The following is an 18,003-nucleotide window of genomic DNA, read 5'->3' as shown; positions in this document are numbered from 1 at the left end:
GCGCCGACTACGACCATCGCGATGGAGGAAGACTTGATCGCTCACGAGTTGCTTCGCGAACTGCACCAGCGGGGCGTCCGGCTGCATCGCTCCGACGCAGGACTCGCCGTGTCGGCTCCACCGGGTGCGCTCACCGCCGAACTGCGTGACGCGCTTCGTGATCAGCGGGACGTGCTGCTGGAACTGCTCGATCGAGGCGAGGCTGCAGGTGACGCCGTATCGGTGTCGGCCGACCCGGCGGGCCGTTACGAACCATTCCCGTTGACCGACATCCAACACGCCTACTGGGCCGGTGCGCACTCAGCTGTCGAGCTCGGCGGGGTCGCCACCCACTGCTACTTCGAGTTCGACCATGTCGAGGGCGACTGGTCCGACGCCGACCCGGACCGGCTCGCCGCTGCTCTCGACCGGGTCGTCGCCGCGAACGACATGCTGCGCGCCGTGGTAGGGCCCGACGGCACCCAACGGGTCCTGCCCGAGGTGCCGCCGTACCGAATCGCGTACCAGGATCTGCGTTCCTACGCGGAAACTGATCGCGAGCAGGCCCTGTTACGCACTCGGGAGGCCATGGCTCACCAGGCACAACCGGCGCATAGCTGGCCGCTTTTCGACGTCCGGACCTCCCGCATCGGTGAAGCGCATCTACGCCTGCACGTGAGCGTCAACATCCTCGTCGTGGACTTCGCCAGCATCTCTCTCCTGTTCGCACAGTGGCGACGTTGCTACCGTGAACCGCAATGGCGCCCCGCGCCGACCTCGGTGGGGTACCGCGATCTGGTACTCGCAATCCAGACCGCGCGTTCCGGAGCCCGGTACGAGCAGGCCCGCCGGTACTGGCTGAACCGCATCGAGGCACTGCCCGGACCACCCGAGCTCCCGCTGCGTCGGCCACCGTCGTCAGTCACACAGGTACGGTTCACCCGGCGCAGCCAACGGATACCGGCGCAGATGTGGGCAGCCCTGCGGGCTGGTGCCCGTACCGCCGGCATCACCGATTCAGTGCTGTTGATGACCGCCTTCGCTGACGTCCTCCGCCGGTGGGCGGGCGGCCAGGAGTCGATGACGCTCAACCTCACTCTGTTCGAACGTCCGCCGCTGCACCCGGATGTGGAGCGCGTTCTCGGTGACTTCACCTCGTTGACCATGCTTGAGGTAGGAGCCCGGTCCGGTGACGCCTTCGTCGACCGGGCTAGGCGGATTGGTGAACAGCTGCTTCGTGACCTGGAACACGCGTCGTTCACCGGTGTGCAGGTGCTGCGTGAGCTGGCCCGCCAGCGGGAGGCCGGACTGGCGGCAGCGATGCCGGTGGTCTTCACCAGCGCTCTGGGTACCCCTGGCGGCTCCGCGTTCCTGTCCGAGCTTGGGTTCGGGCTCAGCCAGACGCCGCAGGTCTGGCTCGACCTGCAGGTCATGGAGGTCGACGGCAGTCTGCTGGTCAATTGGGACACGGTGGACGGACTGTTCGCCGAGGGCCTGGTCGAGGACATGATGACGGCGCACGCCGGACTGCTTGCCGACCTGGCAACCGATTCGCGGTCATGGCACCGGCCTGGCTGCCTCGTGCGGCTGCCGGCTCACCAGTCGGAGCTGCGGGCGTCGGTCAACGCCACCGACACCGATGATCCGCCTACCACGCTCTGGGAACTGGTGGAACTGCAGGCCGAGGCGACCCCCGGCGCTGACGCGGTGCTGACGGGTACCGGCCGGATCACGTACCGCGACCTTGCCGATCGGGCACGGCAGCTGGCGTGGACGCTGCGTGCGGAGGGCGCCACCGCTGGCGAGGTCGTCGGCGTTGTCGCGGACAAAGGGATCGAGCAGGTTGTCGCCGTGCTCGGGGTCGCCGCGAGCGGGGCAGCGTTTCTGCCGGTCGATCCCAGCTGGCCGGCCGCGAGGCGGGACGAACTTCTGGCGCGTTGCCGGGTGCGGACCGTGGTGACGGCGGAGGAACTGGACCTGCCGCCGGGCCCGACGGTGGTGGCCACCCGAGGGCCCCGGGTGGCTGCCGCTTCAACGGATCCACTACCGGGCGGCCCGGCACCGGACGACCTCGCATATGTCATCTTCACCTCTGGTTCCACCGGCGCGCCGAAAGGCGTCATGATCGACCATGCGGCAGCCGTGAACACTATCCGGGACATCAACCGGCGGTTCGCCATCACCTCCGCGGACCGGGTGTTGGGTCTGTCCGCGCTGAGTTTCGACCTGTCGGTTTATGACGTGTTCGGGACCTTGTCGGCCGGCGCGGCGCTCGTGCTGCCCGAGCCTTCCGGCGTCCGTGACCCGGCGCACTGGTCACGATTGGCCCGTGACCATCGGGTCAGCGTCTGGGACAGTGTCCCAGCGCTGATGCGGGCTTTCCTGGACGCGCCCGGCACCGCGGCGCCCGAACTGCGGCTCGCCATGCTCAGTGGCGACTGGATTCCGGTGGCACTACCCGGGCGAGTGCGGGAACGCTGCCCGGATGCTCGGGTGGTCGGCCTCGGCGGCGCTACGGAGGCGTCGATCTGGTCGGTGCTGTTTCCGGTGGGCGATGTGCCACCTGAGTGGACGAGTATTCCGTATGGCCGGCCAATGGCCAACCAGCGGCTGTACGTCCGGACTCCCGGGTTGGACGAGTGTCCGATTTGGGCAATTGGTGAGATCTGCATCGGTGGCGTCGGACTCGCCCGGGGCTACTGGGAGGACGCGGCACAGACCGCTGACCGGTTCGTTCTGGACCCGCGGACCGGCGAGCGTCTGTACCGTGCCGGTGACCTGGGCCGGTACTTGCCGAACGGGGACATCGAGTTCCTCGGCCGACGCGACGATCAAGTGAAGATCAACGGCTACCGGGTTGAGCTTGGCGAAATCAACGAGGCGCTTCGCCGCCAGCCGGGACTCGCCCAGGCGGTGGCAGCGGTGCGGACGAGTTCGGCGACCGGCGCCCGACAACTGGTCGGCTATTTGGTGCCGGAGCCGGGCCACGAGGTCGACCCCGCCAAAGTCCAGGAGGCACTGGGTACCACGCTGCCCCGGTACATGGTCCCGCGTCGGTACGTGACGCTCGGGGCGATGCCGCTGTCCGCGAACGGAAAGGTCGACCTGGCGCGGCTGCCGGAACCAGATGCCGCGCCGGCACGGGGTACTACTACTGACGATCCGGGTCTCGTCGACGACTGGGAACGGCGCCTGCACACGATCATCCGCGAAATCCTTGAAGTGGACGAACTGAGCAGGAACGACAACTTGTTCGAACTCGGTGCCGATTCGATGCACGCGGTGGCGATCCTGTCCCGGATGGGGCGGGAACTCGGTCTGGTCTTCGACGACGGTGAGCAAGGGTTGCAGTTGTTGTTCGAGGCACCAACTGTGGCCGAGCTAGCGGCGGCGGTGCGGACCGGGGAGACCCGGTGACGACAGCGTTGGCGTCGCCCGTACCGTCGCTGCCCGGACCACGGTTCGACTGGACCGCTGGCGTCGACGACGTCGTTGTGGGCTCCGGCACCTGCGGAGCGGTTTTGGCAGCGCGGCTCTCTGAGCAGCCGGATCGGCGAGTCCTGCTGATCGAAGCCGGTCCGGCCCGCCTGGCAGACGGCGGCGGTCCGCTTGGCAGACCGACCCTCACCGGCGCGAACTGGGACTTCGACGTCCGGATCGGCGGGCGCACCTTTCCATACCGGATCGGACGCACCCTGGGCGGATCGTCGGCTGTCAACGGGGCGATCGCGGCACGAGGGCTGCCCGCTGATTTCGACAGTTGGGCGGCGGCCGGCAACGTCGCGTGGGCCTGGCCACAGGTGGCACCGCTTTTCGACCAGCTTGAGACCGCGCACGGTGGACCGGTACCGGTGGTCCACCTCGATCGGTCCGAGTTGAGTCCGATCGCCGCCGCCTTCCTCGGTGCCTGCGCCGCGCTCGGGATGCCGTGCGACGTCGACCTCTACGCCGCCGCCGACTGCGGAGCCGGTCTGCTACCCACCACGTCGGTGGCCGGTCGACGGGTATCGACCGCCGATACGCATCTTGTTCCGGCGATCTCACGCAACAACCTGGGAGTGCTGACCGGGACCACGACCCTTCGGATTACGTTCTCCGGAAGCCGGGCAACCGGGGTGGAGGTGCGCGACTGCGACCGCACCGTGACCGTGCCGGCTTCCCGGGTCGTCCTGACAGCCGGCGCTATCAACACGCCGGCGCTGCTGCTCCGCTCGGGCATCGGTCCGGCAGCGGCCCTCCGGGACTGCGGAGTCGCCGTGATCGCCGACCGCCCCGGTGTGGGTGCCAACTTGAGCGACCACCCACTCATTCCGTTGTGGATGATTGCGCGACCTGGTACGTGCGCGCCGACCGAATCCTGGCACCAGGTCGCTGTCCGGCTCGCGACGTCAGGAGAAGGCCCCGACGTCACGGTCCTGCTGGTCGGCAATGTGTTCGGGGCGCCAGTTCCTGGTGTCGGCGCGGCGTTGGCCGGCCGTACCGGGTTGTGCCTCAATACGATGCTCCTGTCTCCGAGAGCGCGGGGAACCGTACGGATCGCCGGGCCGGACCCCGCGGCGGTACCGGTCATCACCCATGACCTCCTTGACGACCAGGATCTGCGCCGAATGGCAGTCGGGGTACGCCTTGCCTGGTCGGTCATGGGCACCCCGCCGTTCGCCGGACGACTGGAGCGGAACCTGATGTGGACTTCACGTATGGTCGACGACGACGATCTGCTCGAACGTGCTCTTCGTCGGTTCGTGGTGCCTGGCTGGCATCCGGCGGGTACCGCACGGATGGGGTCGGACGAGGACCCGTACGCGGTGGTCGACCAGTTCGGTCGGGTGCACGGGCTGGCGGGACTCTACGTCGCTGACGCGTCCGCCATGCCGGCGGTGCCGAGCGCCCCGCCTGCGCTGACCTGCATGGTTCTGGCAGAACGGGTGGCATCATGGTTGACCTGAGTACGGCTGCGACCCGTACCTCCGCGACGTTTCCGCTCACCGACCTGCAGTCCGCCTACCTGGTCGGCGCCAGCGACATGATCGAACTCGGCGGCATTCGACCGAGCATGTACCTGGAGTTCGACCTCGCGGGCGCCGACCCGGAACGGGCGACCGCAGCGTTGACCACCCTGATCCGGCGGCATGAGCACCTGCGTACCGAGATCCTTCCCGACGGCACTCACCACGTCCTCACCGCTGCGGAAGCCGTGCCGCCCCCGGTTGATGTCGCAGACCTGACCGGGCTCGCCCCCGATGAGCGGCGAGATCTCCTGGCGGCCAGTCGAGCCCGGCTGACCGCCGAGGGCGTCGAGCCCACCGGCTGGCCGCTGTTTCGGGTCAGCGCCTTTCTGCTTCGCCGGCGTCGGATGACGGTCCAGATCGCGATGAGTCTGCTCCTGCTCGACGCCCGTTCGACACGCCTGCTGCAGCGGGAATGGCAGGCCCTGTGCCAGGACCCGTCGATCGTCCTGCCACCGGCCGGCACCTTCCGGGAACTGCTCGGCATCGTGCTCGACCGTAGGACCGGTCCCGACTACGACAGCCAGGTGCGCTACTGGCACGACCGCCTCGACACCCTGCCCGGTCCGCCGCAGCTTCCGCTGGCCCGTCCGACCGGTGATCTGACCGGAGTCCGGATGCGTCGCCGGGAAACCTGCCTGTCCGCTGCCCGCTGGCGGGCGTTGACTGCGGCGGCGCGGGCACACCGGCTGCTGCCTGCGACGGCGATGCTGCATGTGTTTGCCGAGACGCTGAGCGCCTGGGCCGCCGTGCCGCGCTTCAGTGTGGCGGTCCTGCACCAGAACTGGGCCACCGGACTTCCCGGGCTGGAAAACACTGTCGGTCAATTCGGTGCCACCTTGCCGCTCGCGGTCGAGTCCGGCCACGAGGACGACTTCTGGAACCGTGCCGTCCGGCTGCAGCGCCAACTCTGGTCCGACATGGCCAACGCACAGGTGAGCGGGGTACAGATCAGCCGGGACCTGGCCGCCCGGCGGGGCTGGAGCACCCGGGCCGCACTGCCCTACGTGTTCAACAGCATGCTGGCCACCAACCGGGCCTCGCGCGGCATCGGGCGGCCGGCCTGCCGCAGCGCTGCCACCGAGATCCACACACCGCAGGTCTTGATCGACAACCAGCTCGTCGACAACCCCGACGGCGGCGTCACCTGCGTCTGGGACAGTGTGGACGACGCGTACCCGGACGGCATGGTCGACCTGATGTTCGACTCCTACCGTCGGATGCTCGATGAGCTGGCCGGCCCGGCCGCAGGCTCCGCCATGCCGAGCGCCATCCCCCCTGATCACCGGAAGCGGATCAGCGTCGACAACGACACCGAGCCGGTCGCGCCGGCCCGGCTGGAGGCGGGCTTCCTGGCCCAAGCGGTTCTCCGCCCGCAGTCACCAGCGGTGATAGCGCCGGACCTGGTCCTCGACTACGCCGGACTCGAACGCCGGTCCCGTGCGGTCGCTGCCTGGCTGCGGCGATTCGGCGTCGGGCCGGGGACCCTTGTCCCGGTTGTCGCGGCCAAGGGCTGGGAACAGGTGGTCGCGGTCCTCGGCGTGTTGCGGGCCGGCGGTGCGTACTGTCCCGTGGACGCGTCACTACCGCAGGACCGCCGTACCGCGCTCATCGACACCTGCGGGTCCCCAGCGGTGCTCGCGACCACTCGGTCGCTACCGGCCGGTCATCGAGGGCTACCAGTGCTCAGGTTGGACGGCGTGGTTCCGGATGAGGGTGAGCCCGTGCCCGAAGCGGCACCGGTCGACACCGTGACCGACCTGGCCTACGTCATACACACGTCCGGATCCACCGGTACACCCAAGGGAGTGATGATCGAGCACGGCCCAGCGTGGAACACGATCCGCGAGGTGGCTGACCGGATCGGCCTCGGGCCGGACGACCGGGTCTTTGGAATCTCCTCGCTGAGCTTCGACCTGTCGGTCTGGGACGTCTTCGCCACGCTGTCCGCCGGTGCCGCGCTCGTGCTCCCGGCAGCTACCGCCCACCCCGACCCGACAGGCTGGGTCACCGCGACACACGAGGCCGGGGTGACGGTGTGGAACTCCGTCCCGGCACTGGCCGAGTTGTTCACCCAAGCATGCGGCAGCAGCCCGGTCCCACCGGTGCGGGCGTTCCTGCTCAGCGGAGACTGGGTGCCGACCGAGTTGCCGGACCGGCTGCGGGGACGGTGGCCCGACGCCCGGGTGATCGCGATGGGTGGCGCGACCGAAGCATCGATCTGGTCGAACTGGTACGAGACCGACGAGGTCGATCCGGCTTGGCGCTCCGTGCCATACGGCAGGCCGCTACGCGGCCAGACGATGCGCGTACTGGATCATCGCCGGGAACTCTGCCCACCGTGGACAACCGGCGAGATCTGGATCGGCGGCGCCGGTGTGGCGCGCGGGTACTGGCGTGATCCGGATCGTACCGCCGAGGTGTTCGTCGTGCATCCGCGAACCGGCGAGCGGCAGTACCGTACCGGCGACCTCGGCCGTTACTGGCCCGACGGCACCATCGAGTTCCTGGGGCGACGCGACCGGCAGATCAAGATCGACGGCTTCCGGGTCGAGCCTGCCGAAGTCGAGGCGGCGCTGAACCGCCACCCCGGGGTACGCGGATGCGCGGTGGGCGCCGTGGCATCCGCCACCGCCGGCCAGCGACTGGCGGCGCTGGCAGTCCCGGACGACCCCGAGCTCACGGCGGACGAGCTGATTCGGCATCTGCGTGCCCTGCTTCCGCACTACCTGGTGCCGAGCCGGGTCGCGATCGTCGAGCGGTTCGCGTTGAACACGAACGGCAAGATCGACATCGCGACGTCGCTCGCCGGTCTTGACCCACCGACCGGTGACGTGATGGACGTCCGCGCCGAGACAGGCGGACCGTTGACCCTGGTCGTCAGGCAGGTGGCCGCACTGTGCGCGCAACTACTCGGGATCGACGCGGTCGGCGCCGATGAGAACCTGTTCTCACTCGGTGCGAACTCCCTGCTCGTGCTGCGTCTCACCCAGCGAATCCGGGACCGGTTCGCGGTGGATGTTCCGTTCGGGCAGGTCTTCCGAAGCCCTACCGCGCGGGCGCTGGCCGAGGTAGTGAACACCGACCGGTCCGCGACCCGGACGGACGGACCGTTGCGGCTCTCCGACGGCACAGGGACGACGCTCGTGCTGTTCCATCCGGTAGGTGGCTCCGTGGCGGCCTACACCGCGTTGGCAGCGGCATGGCCCGGGGCCGTCTGTGCGTTTCAGAGCCCTGCGCTGACCGGCGATGGCCCGGCTGGTCCGGTCGACTTCGAAGACTTGACACGGACGTACGCCGCGCGGCTGCCGCATGACGAACCGGTGCTCCTTGGCGGATGGTCGATGGGCGGAGTGCTGGCCCACGAGGTGGCGCGGGGACTTGCCACGACCGGCGTCCGCTGCGGAGTCGTCATGATCGATTCCGATGCTGCCGCACGCAGGCTTCCAGCACACCCGGGGCAGTGGCATCTGGAGTTCCTCACGGATCTCGCTCGCGGTCACCCGCCGCAGGGCGTCGTGCGGTTGCGCGACGCTGATGAGCGCACGGCTGAAGGAGTTGCCCACCAGCTCGCGATCGAGGCCGGACTGGTGCCACCTGGAACCGACCGGGAGGCATACCGACGATTGTCCTCGGTGCACGCGGAAAATCTCCGCGCCTTGACTGGACACGACCCACGACCGACATCTGCCCCGACTCTGTTGCTCATCGCAGACGCCGTACCCCGGCGGCAGGACCCTGGAGCGGCCTGGACCCAGCTCTGCTCGGATCTGCGGGTTCGCCGTATGCCCTACGACCATTTTGAGATCGTCCACCCGGACCGCACCCACCTGCTGATCAACGCGATCAACGACTGGTGGTCCGCCGTGACCGCAAGGCAGGAACCTCGCTTCGTTGAAGGAGTATCCGATGTCTGAAACGCCCGCAGAGGTGCAGCTGCTGACCACGATCAGCCGTGGCGTCTATCTGACCTACTCAATCTATGCCGCGGCGTCACTGGGTGTCACGGACACCCTCCGGAACGGTCCGCGCACGGCCGAGGAGATTGCACAGGAGGTTGGTGCGCACGCACCGTCGCTGTACCGGGTCCTGCGGACCCTCGCGAGCGAGGGAATCTTCGCTGAGGATGACGCGGGCCGATTCGACCTGACCGACCAAGGACGTCTCCTCGGCTCCGGCCCGGAGTCGCTGCGGGCGTTCGCCGTCATCATGGGCGAGTCCTGGCACCATCAGGCGTGGGGGAGCTTCCTGCACGGGCTGCGGACCGGAGACAACATCTGGGCACATGCCCACGGGCAGACCTTCTTCGAGTACTTCGCCGCGCACCCGGACCGGGCGAAGATGTTCGGTGAGATGATGAGCGAGCTTTCGTCGATCGAGGCGGCCGGTGTCGTGGCCGCCTACCCTTTCACCGGGGTAGGGACTGTCGCGGACATTGGCGGTGGTTATGGTCTGCTGCTGTCCACGGTACTGAGCCGGCATCCGAACATGCGCGGAATTCTCTTCGAGCTTCCGCACGTGACACCACGGGCGGAGAAATTCCTGTCAGGCGACATCGCTGCCCGCACGGAAATCGTCTCGGGTGACATGTTCGAGTCGGTGCCTGCTGGAGTTGATGCCTATCTGCTGAAGAACATCCTGCACGACTGGGACGACGACCGTGCTATCGCGATCCTGAGCCAGGTCCGGCGTGCGATGAAGCCCGATGCGAAAGTGCTGGTGTTGCAGGATGTGATCACCCCTGGCAACACGCCGTCGTACGGGAAGCTGCTCGACATCATGATGATCCTCATCGGTGGCCGGGAGCGGACCAGGCCGGAGTACGAGCGGCTCTTCGAAAGAGCCGGTCTGCGGGTGAACGCCGTTATCGACACGCCTGCGCCGATTCACGTGGTCGAGGGCGTGATGCTTCCATGACTGAACCGGCATCCGGCGATGTTCCCCGGTACTGCGTGATCGGGGCAGGTGCCGCCGGGCTGGCCGCGCTACAGGTGCTGACCGCGCAAGGGTTCGCGGTGGAGTGCTTCGAACGCGGCGAGAATGTGGGTGGGCAGTGGCACCAAACCTACGACTCGCTGCACCTGATTTCCTCTCGGAACGTTTCGGGTTTTCTGAAGTTTCCGATGCCGTCGGACCTGCCGGTATACCCGAGCCGTGCCCAGATGTGCGCCTACATCACGTCTTTCGCCGATCGTTTTGGTCTGCGCCGGCACATCAGGTTCGGCTCGGAGGTGACCAGCGTGACGCCGGAGGGCCCGCAGGGCAGGGACGGGTGGTGGGTTGGTACCTCGGACGGCCTGCGCCGTCGGTTCGACGGCGTTCTGGTAGCGAACGGCCACTTCTGGGATCCGCACCTGCCGAAGGACGCAGCCGACTTCGCCGGCCGGTCGCTGCACTCCTCTCAGTACCGGGGTCCCGCTGACATCGTCGGTCAGCGGGTTCTGGTGGTTGGCGCCGGCAACTCCGGCTGTGATCTCGCCGTGGACATGGTGAACGCCCGGCTGGACGTGTCAATATCGATACGTCAGGGCAGGGTGTTTCAACCCAAGGCGTTCTTCGGACGGTCCCGTTCGGAGATCGCCTGGCTCGCGCGGCTTCCGCCACGGATCCAGGAGCGCGTCATGCGGGTCCTCGTGCACATCGTGGCCGGTCCGCCCGAGGCGTATCCGGGCCTGCCGCTCCCACTGACCCGCAATCTCAACGATCAGCCGCCAGTTCTGAACACGCTCCTGCTGTACTGGATCCAGCATGGCCGCATCGAGGTCGTGCCGGCCATCGACCGCATCGAGGAACAGACGGTACGTTTTACCGACGGAACCGCTCGCGACTTCGACACGATCCTATGGGCGACTGGTTACCGGATCACGCTGCCGTTCCTGGATTCGACGCTTTTGCGGTGGGCTGACGGCGTCCCGCTGCGCGTTGCGGGCATGACCGTTCCCGTCGGACTTCAACGGCTCTACTTCATCGGCCTCGCAGATCCGCGCGGGCCGCAGTTGCCGGTGTTCGGCCAGCAGACCAGGCTCGTCGCGCGCCTGCTGCGGCTCACCGAACGTAACGGCCTTCCTGTCGACGCTTTCCATCGACAGGTGCCTGAGACTCGGATGGAGGTTGTCCGTGGCGAGTGGATGTCGCAGATGAAGGCGACAACCCGATTGGTTGATCGTTTGGAGAAGCAGCTCGGTGGATGATCCGGTGTGTGTGGCCGGGCTGCCGATGGCCACTGAAAAGCTGCGGGTGATCTATCGGCGTGTTCGTCATCGATCTGAACGTCATCGTGGTCCGGTTCGCGGTCATGCACGTGAAGCCGGCTGCGGCTTCGGCCCTGTGAAAACGATGCACCGAGCCTTCCTGAGCATCGTTGGTGTCACGCCCGCGAACTACCGCCGCCGCTTCCAGGACATCGACCAGCGCGATGAGCCGGAGCGCAGCACCCGTCGGAATTCCAACGCGTGGAGTGACGCGTCAGGGCGGAACACTGATGCTCCACGCGGCTTCATGCGGCTGCGAAGGCCCGTCGGTATTCGCGTGGGGTGGTTCCGGTCGCACGGCGGAAGTGCTGTCGGAAGTTGGCCGGGGTGCCGAGGCCACAGAGCCGGCCGACGTGCTCGATGCTCACATCGGTCGTCTCCAAAAGCTCGCGTGCTCGGTCGATGCGGGCGGCGTTGAGCCATCTGATCGGGGTGCTGCCAGTCTCGGCGGTGAATCGGCGCTCGAAGGTCCGTAACGGGAGCCGGGCGTGGTCGGCGAGGTCGGTGACGGTCAGTGGCTGGTCGAGGCGACGCAGCGCCCAGTCCTGGGTCGCGCCGAGGCCGCCCGGACGCGGTGGAGCGGACGGGCGGCGGATGAACTGCGCCTGCCCGCCTTCGCGATACGGCGCGGCGACGATCCCGCTGGCGATCTTGTTGGCAGCGGCGGCGCCACGGTCCCGACGGAGCAGATGGAGGCAGAGGTCGATGCCGCTGGCGACACCTGCTGATGTGACGACATCCCCGGCGTCGACGTAGAGCACGCCGGGATCGACCTCGACGGTCGGGTGGCGGCGGGCGAGTTCGTCGGTGTACTGCCAGTGCGTGGTGGCTCGCCTGCCGTCGAGGAGGCCGGCGGCGGCGAGGGCGAAGGCTCCGGTGCAGATGGATGCGATGCGGGCGCCGTTGCGGTGAGCCAGTCTGAGGGCGGCTAGGGCATCGTCTGGCACGTCGTCGAGGAAGCCGCGGAATGCTGGCACGATCACGGTGTCCGCCGTGACCAGGGCGTCGAGCCCGTGCGGGGCGAGGATCGGCCACCCGTGATCGGTCTCGATGGGGCCTGGCGTACGGCCGCACAGCAGCACCTCGTAACGCAACTGCGGTGCGCCGAAGACGAGGAACGGCATGCCGACCTCCATTGGCAGCATGTGCTCGAGCGCCAGTACCGCGATGCGATGTAGCCGGCTGGAGTCCGTGCAGCTCTGAGGATGTTGCATGGCAGAAAACTATCGCTATTGGCCGGTCCTGCCACTTGTCGGGGGGCACCGGACTTCCGGAGGATGGGTTGCCTCTACAAGTTGTGGAGATATCCCGGTCGCGCCCGGATGAAGAACAGGAACCCATGACCAGGAATCAAACGACTGTCACCACAACGGTCGCGGCGACCCTCGTGCTCGTGCTCGCCGGATGCGCATCGACCGCAGCACCGAAACCCGCAGACCCTTCAGCGGCGTCGGATCAGGGATACCCGGTATCGGTCGAGAACTGCGGGCGCGCGCTGACCTTCGACTCCGCCCCGCAACGGGTGGTGAGCCTGTGGCAGGCACCGACGGAGATGATGCTGGCGCTCGGTCTCAGGGACCGTCTCGTCGCGAGGGCGGGCGACTATGCCGACTACCCGGCCTCGGTGGCGCGGCAGGTCGGGGATGTTCCGTCGATCGGCACGTCGATGAGCTGGCCGTCGAAGGAGGTGCTGCTGAACGAGGATCCTGATCTCGTTCTGGGGCAGTCTTTGGCCGGGTACGCGTTCGACTCCTCGCAGGGCTACGCCTCGGTGGAGGAGATCGAGCGGGGCGGTGCCCAGGTCTACGGCGCGAACGTCTGTGACGCCGACGGCGGTGACGCGCTGAGGATGACGCTTGACACGCCGATTCGTACGTTGCGGGATCTCGGGAAGATCTTCGGTGTCAGCGACCGTGCCCACGAGCTCATCGCGCAACTCGAGTCCGAGAAGCAGGCCGTCGTCGACGCGGTGAAGGGCAAGCCGAACGTCAAGGTCGCGTTCTACAACGGCGGCGAAGGTCCGCTGATCGTGCTGGCCGGTGGTATCTACGACAGCGCCATCACGACGGCCGGCGGTACGGATGTCTTCCCTGCGGACTCCGTCTATGTCAGCAAGGAGGACTTCGCCGTCTGCGACGCCGATGTGATCCTCGTCGGAACCTTCACTGGCCAGGACTTCTCGACGCTGCGCGCCTACCTGGTGCAGACGTTCCCTGACCTGCCGGCGGTCAAGAACGGCAGGATCGCGGAGGTGCCGGTCGCCGACACGGACGCCTCCATCTCGGTGATGCGGGGCTTGACTGAGATCGCCAATGGCCTGCATCCGGGCCTGAATCTGCCGGTTCCCGCGTCGTGAGTGCTGCGGCGCCTGCGGCGGGCACGGTCCGCGAGCGCTGGCGCCGGCCCCGGACCGCGGTGGTCGTCCTGACCATCGCGTGCATGGTTGCGGTGGTGCTCTCGGTCGCGGTCGGCTCCGTCCCGATCGGCCCGGACCGGGTGCTCGCGGTGATCGCGAACCATGTGATCCCCGCACGCGTCGGGTCGTCGGCCACGGACGTGCAGGCGAGGATCGTGTGGGAGTTCCGGCTACCGCGTGCGCTGCTGGGACTCGTCGTCGGCGCGTCGCTCGCGGTCGCCGGTGCGGTGCTGCAGGCGGTCGTGCGCAACCCGCTGGCCGACCCGTTCGTCTTCGGCGTCTCCTCCGGAGCCTCGGTGGCGGCGGTGGCCGTGCTGACACTCGCGACCGGTGTGCTGGCGACGGTCTCGGTGCCGGCCGCGGCGTTCGTCGGCGCGCTGGTGACGACACTGGTCGTGTTCCTGCTTGCGCAACGTCGTGGCCGGGTGACCCCGAACCGGCTGGTGCTGGCAGGGGTGGCAATGTCGTATTTGCTCAGCTCGGTCACCAGTTATCTGGTCCTGCGCGCGAGCGCGCCCGGCATGGGAGTGAGCCAGGTCCTCTCCTGGCTCTCCGGAAGCCTGGCAGCCGCCGACTGGGATGATCTCGGTCTGCCCGCCCTCGTGCTCGTCATCGCCACGGTTGCGCTCGTGCTGATGGCCCGCATCCTGAACGCGTTTCTCATCGGTGACGAGACCGCCGCAAGTCTCGGCGTCGACGTCGGCCGCGTCCGGCTCATCCTGTTCATCATTACCTCGCTGCTCGTCGGTGTCGTCGTCGCGGTCAGTGGCGCGATCGGCTTCGTCGGACTCGTCGTACCGCACGCGGTTCGGCTGGTGGTCGGGTCCGATCATCGATGGGTTCTGCCCGCCTCCGCGCTGGCCGGCGGCGTGCTGCTCGTCGTCGTCGACATCGCCGCCCGCCTGGTCCTGGCCCCTTCAGAGCTACCCGTCGGGCTGCTCACCGCTGTGATCGGGGCGCCGTTCTTCCTCTGGCTGCTACGCCGCGCCGGGCGCAGTGACCGATGAGCAGGCCCGATGCCGTCGCTCGTGGCGGGGTCAGACTGCACGTCGACGGCGTCAGCGTCGAGATCGCCGGCCGGCGCATCATCGAGCGGATCGCGCTCACCGCCGAGGCTGATGTCGTCGGGCTCGTTGGACCGAACGGCAGCGGCAAATCCACCCTGCTCCGGACCGTCTACCGGACGCTGAAGCCCACCACTGGCCGGGTGCAGGCCGATGGCCGGGACGTATGGGCGATGCCGGCTCGCACGGCCGCCCGCATCACGGCAGCCGTCGTCCAGGACAGTCCGAGCGATCTCGAGCTGACCGTCGCCGAGTGCGTCGCAACTGGCCGGATTCCGCACGGCCGCCTGCTCGGTGCCGACGACGCGGACGACCGTCGTGCGGTGGAGCACGCGATGACGGCGGCCGGCGTCGTATCCTTCGCCGACCGTAATGTCAGCACGCTGTCCGGTGGGGAGCGCCAGCGGGTGCAGTTGGCTCGCGCGCTCGCGCAGGAGCCACGCGTCCTGGTGCTCGACGAGCCCACGAACCACCTTGACATCCGCCACCAGCTCGAACTGCTCTCGCTCGTGCGAAGCCTGCAGATCACGACACTGGTCACCCTGCACGACCTGAACCACGCGGCCGCCTACTGCGACCGTGTGATCGTCCTCTCGCAGGGATCGATCATCGCCGTCGGAACACCCGAAGCAGTCTTCACCCCCGACCTGCTCCACGAGGTCTTCGGCGTCAGAGCTGTCGGACTCACCAACCCCCTGACCGGACGTCTCCAGCTGGTCTACACATTAGGGAGCCAACCATGACCAATCACCATCCCCAGGACACCGCCGCAGCGGCGCAAAAGCATCTCGCCACCCTCCACGACGCCTTCACCGCGACGACCGGCGGCGAGATCAGCGACCCCGCCGCGCAGGCCGCGTGGGACCGCTCCGCCACCGCGCACAACGCGCTCGCCGCGCGCCCCGGAGTCACCCTCAGCGGGGACGAGAACCTCGTCGTCGTGCTGCACCCGGGCTTCGACATCCTCGACGTCATCGGCCCCTACTACTTCCTCTCCTCCATGATCGGCGCCACCATTCACCTCGCCACCACCGGGGCGGCGGCCGAACCGGTCACCAGCGCGAACGGGCTCCCGCTCATCCCCACGACCACACTGGCGGAAGTGCCAAAGACCCCGACCGTGCTCCTCGTGCCCGGCGGTGACACCAAAGTCCTGCTCACCGATCCGGCGGCGATGACCATGATCCGTAGGCTCGGGACAACCGCCGCAACCGTCGCCAGCGTCTGCACCGGTGCGATCGCCCTTGCCGCAGCAGGACTGCTCACCCGCCGCCGCGCCACGTCGCACTGGTCCGTGCGACACCTGCTCGCCGGCTACGGCGCCATCCCCGTCGACGAGCGCGTCGTTGCCGACGGGAACATTCTCACCGCAGCCGGAGTGACAGCCGGGATGGATCTCGCCCTGACCTTGGTCGGACGTCTCCGCGGCAACGACTACGCCCGTTTCCTCGAACTCGGTGCCGAATACGCCCCGCAGCCCCCATTCGGCGCCGGCACCCCAGACACGGCCGGCACTGAGCTCACCGCCCTCGCACACGACTTCTTCGCCACGATCGAGCACGACCTTCGAGCACACTGATCACCGGTCCAGGTGCCCGCGTACGCTGTGGGTGCGGCACACCGTCGGCGCGGCGTTTCAGCTGCCGTCGTCGCCACGAGGAGAGTCGGCCAGATCTGTCATCGCAGTCCGACGACGATGCGTTCGTGGAGGTCCTGCCAGACGACGCCCGCCTCGGCGAACCCGGCGTCGAGGAGAGCGGACTCGTGGAAGTGGTGTGTGGAGCCGGTCCAGTCACGCGCACCGTCGGGCCACAGTGTCGGGCGCAAGGCGAGCGCGTCGGCGAGCATCGGTTCGGCCGTCACGGCCGCCCACCACACCTCCCAGGACTCCGCGCCGGTGGCGAATGCCTGGTTGCGTCGGTCGAGGGCCAAGTCGTCGCACAACGTACGCAGCCGGCTTCGACTTTGCCGTGCCCGTGACACGACCCAGGGCGTCTTCAAAGTTCGTGACGGGCGGTAGTTCGTGCAGGTCATCGACTCCTGTCGAGGAGTGTTGTTCGGGTTGCCTGTGGCGTTTGGTCACGTTTCGGTGTCTGGTTGATCTCTGGCGGGTTTCGCGAGTCCTAGTGCCGCGTCAGGCAACGTTGGCCCTGTTGACTACCTCGCGTAGGCGTTCGTCGGCGGCGTGCTTGTTCCGCCAGATGATGTAGCGGCGGATCATGCTGCCCTGCTCGGCGTGGCTGGTGTGGTCGGTGCCATCGAGGGTGAAGTAGCGCAGAGCGGTGAACTGGGCCTCGATGCGGTTGAGCCAGGAACTGTTGGTCGGCGTGTAGGCGAACTCGACGTTGTTCGCGGCGGCCCAGTCGCCGACGCGGGTGTCCTTCTTCGTGCTCAGGTGCGGGGAGTAGTTGTCCAGGACGATCGCGATCCGGGTCCCGGGTGGGTGCAGGCCGCGCAGGTAGCGGCAGAACTCCAGGAACCGTGTCCGGTGCTTCGTCGGCTTGATGTGGCCGTAGAGCTTGTCCGCGCCCAGGTCGTAGGCGGCGAACAGGTGGCGGACGCCGTGGGGGCGGGTGTATGTCGCCCGCCGGCGGGGCCTGGGCCCACGCTCGGGGTCCTTGTGCCGTCCACCGCGTTCGGCCCACTGCCGTCCGGGGTGGGGCTGCAGATTCAACGGGCCGAACTCGTCCAGGCAGAAGATGACGTCGGGCTCACCGGCCTCGGGGACGACCTCGCCGTCGGCGATCGCGTAGAGGTGCTCGACGCGGGCCTTCTTGGCGGCGTAGTCGGGGTCGCGGAAGGTCTTCCAGGTCTTCACCCGTTGAAACGAGACGCCCTCCTCGCGGAGCAGGACCCGTAGGCCCTCGTGGCTGATGTCGTCGACCACCCCCTCAGCGACCAGGAAGTCGGCCAGCTTGGCCAGACTCCAGGTCGAGAACGGCAGACCGTGCTCGGCCGGCGTGGACTTGGCGATCTTCTTGATCTCACGCCGTTCCGGCAGGGTGAACGTCCTCGGCCGGCCACCCTTGTACTTCGGGTAGAGCGAGTCGAAGCCGTCAGCGTTGAAGTTGTGGATCACGTCGCGGACCCGGTCTCCGCTGGTGAACGTCACCTCCGCGATCGTGCCCACGGACATGCCCTGCGCGGACAGCAACACCATCTGAGCCCGTCGCCAGGTCACCACCGAGCCCGTACCTCTACGGATGATCCGCAACAGGCGCCGGCCCTCGTCGTCGTCGATCTCACGGACGCGTACTCGTTCTCCCACCCGGACAGCCTGGCGGCAC

Annotated in this window: 12 protein-coding genes; 9 read left to right on the top strand and 3 right to left on the bottom strand. The window is 67.9% G+C overall.

The window, feature by feature from the left end:
• Positions 1–21 precede the first annotated feature (21 nt).
• From ACN27F_RS03180 to ACN27F_RS03160, 5 genes are read left to right on the top strand one after another with little or no spacing between them, the layout of a single operon-like run.
• Entirely contained in the window at positions 22–3,396 is a 3,375-nt protein-coding gene (locus ACN27F_RS03180) for an amino acid adenylation domain-containing protein (RefSeq protein ID WP_421431056.1), read from the top strand.
• On the top strand, positions 3,393–4,925 hold the full coding sequence (locus ACN27F_RS03175; RefSeq protein ID WP_421431055.1) for a GMC family oxidoreductase: 1,533 nt from the start codon (positions 3,393–3,395) through the stop codon (positions 4,923–4,925). The genes ACN27F_RS03180 and ACN27F_RS03175 overlap by 4 nt, the downstream gene beginning before the upstream one ends.
• Positions 4,913–8,902 carry a non-ribosomal peptide synthetase gene (locus tag ACN27F_RS03170; protein WP_421431054.1) on the top strand — a complete coding sequence of 1,330 codons (3,990 nt, stop codon included), beginning with the start codon at positions 4,913–4,915 and terminating at the stop codon, positions 8,900–8,902. The genes ACN27F_RS03175 and ACN27F_RS03170 overlap by 13 nt, the downstream gene beginning before the upstream one ends.
• Positions 8,895–9,902 carry a methyltransferase gene (locus ACN27F_RS03165; protein WP_421431053.1) on the top strand — a complete coding sequence of 336 codons (1,008 nt, stop codon included), beginning with the start codon at positions 8,895–8,897 and terminating at the stop codon, positions 9,900–9,902. The genes ACN27F_RS03170 and ACN27F_RS03165 overlap by 8 nt, the downstream gene beginning before the upstream one ends.
• A complete protein-coding gene (locus ACN27F_RS03160; protein WP_421431052.1) occupies positions 9,899–11,176 on the top strand; it encodes a flavin-containing monooxygenase in 1,278 nt (425 codons plus the stop codon). Before ACN27F_RS03165 ends, ACN27F_RS03160 begins: the two co-directional genes overlap by 4 nt.
• A 305-nt stretch (positions 11,177–11,481) precedes the next feature.
• On the opposite strand, the gene ACN27F_RS03155 is transcribed toward ACN27F_RS03160, so the two are convergent.
• Entirely contained in the window at positions 11,482–12,450 is a 969-nt protein-coding gene (locus tag ACN27F_RS03155) for a GlxA family transcriptional regulator (protein WP_421431051.1), read from the bottom strand.
• A gap of 83 nt (positions 12,451–12,533) precedes the next feature.
• Between ACN27F_RS03155 and ACN27F_RS03150 the strand changes: the two genes are divergently transcribed.
• The 4 genes from ACN27F_RS03150 to ACN27F_RS03135 are packed head-to-tail and all read left to right on the top strand — an operon-like array spanning position 12,534 to position 16,295.
• Complete coding sequence (locus tag ACN27F_RS03150; protein WP_421431050.1) at positions 12,534–13,592, top strand: ABC transporter substrate-binding protein; 1,059 nt, start codon at positions 12,534–12,536, stop codon at positions 13,590–13,592.
• Positions 13,589–14,659: a FecCD family ABC transporter permease gene (locus tag ACN27F_RS03145; protein WP_421431049.1), complete on the top strand. Its 1,071-nt coding sequence runs from the start codon at positions 13,589–13,591 to the stop codon at positions 14,657–14,659. Before ACN27F_RS03150 ends, ACN27F_RS03145 begins: the two co-directional genes overlap by 4 nt.
• A complete protein-coding gene (locus ACN27F_RS03140) occupies positions 14,656–15,459 on the top strand; it encodes an ABC transporter ATP-binding protein (RefSeq protein ID WP_421431048.1) in 804 nt (267 codons plus the stop codon). The genes ACN27F_RS03145 and ACN27F_RS03140 overlap by 4 nt, the downstream gene beginning before the upstream one ends.
• On the top strand, positions 15,456–16,295 hold the full coding sequence (locus ACN27F_RS03135; RefSeq protein ID WP_421431047.1) for a DJ-1/PfpI family protein: 840 nt from the start codon (positions 15,456–15,458) through the stop codon (positions 16,293–16,295). Before ACN27F_RS03140 ends, ACN27F_RS03135 begins: the two co-directional genes overlap by 4 nt.
• Before the next feature lie 98 nt (positions 16,296–16,393).
• Here ACN27F_RS03135 and ACN27F_RS03130 read toward each other — a convergent pair whose 3' ends face one another.
• Both ACN27F_RS03130 and ACN27F_RS03125 read right to left on the bottom strand, forming a co-directional pair.
• The gene (locus ACN27F_RS03130; protein ID WP_421431046.1) at positions 16,394–16,660 is read right to left on the bottom strand and encodes a hypothetical protein; all 267 of its coding nucleotides are present in this window, start codon (positions 16,658–16,660) and stop codon (positions 16,394–16,396) included.
• A gap of 190 nt (positions 16,661–16,850) precedes the next feature.
• Positions 16,851–17,984 (bottom strand): IS630 family transposase, encoded by a 1,134-nt coding sequence (locus ACN27F_RS03125; protein ID WP_421431045.1) that lies wholly within the window; start codon positions 17,982–17,984, stop codon positions 16,851–16,853.
• Between the last annotated feature and the right edge of the window lie 19 nt (positions 17,985–18,003).

Source organism: Solwaraspora sp. WMMB335 (assembly GCF_049179075.1).
Classification (GTDB): Bacteria; Actinomycetota; Actinomycetes; order Mycobacteriales; family Micromonosporaceae; genus Micromonospora_E.
This window is presented reverse-complemented; position numbering and strand designations above follow the sequence as displayed.

What these genes read in the sequence shown, in the direction of transcription:
- ACN27F_RS03180 (WP_421431056.1), top strand. Translation starts at nt 22, where the DNA reads ATGGAGGAAGACTTGATCGCTCACGAGTTGCTTCGCGAACTGCACCAG.
- ACN27F_RS03170 (WP_421431054.1), top strand. Translation starts at nt 4,913, where the DNA reads ATGGTTGACCTGAGTACGGCTGCGACCCGTACCTCCGCGACGTTTCCG.
- ACN27F_RS03165 (WP_421431053.1), top strand. Translation starts at nt 8,895, where the DNA reads ATGTCTGAAACGCCCGCAGAGGTGCAGCTGCTGACCACGATCAGCCGT.
- ACN27F_RS03160 (WP_421431052.1), top strand. Translation starts at nt 9,899, where the DNA reads ATGACTGAACCGGCATCCGGCGATGTTCCCCGGTACTGCGTGATCGGG.
- ACN27F_RS03155 (WP_421431051.1), bottom strand. Translation starts at nt 12,450, where the DNA reads ATGCAACATCCTCAGAGCTGCACGGACTCCAGCCGGCTACATCGCATC.
- ACN27F_RS03140 (WP_421431048.1), top strand. Translation starts at nt 14,656, where the DNA reads ATGAGCAGGCCCGATGCCGTCGCTCGTGGCGGGGTCAGACTGCACGTC.
- ACN27F_RS03135 (WP_421431047.1), top strand. Translation starts at nt 15,456, where the DNA reads ATGACCAATCACCATCCCCAGGACACCGCCGCAGCGGCGCAAAAGCAT.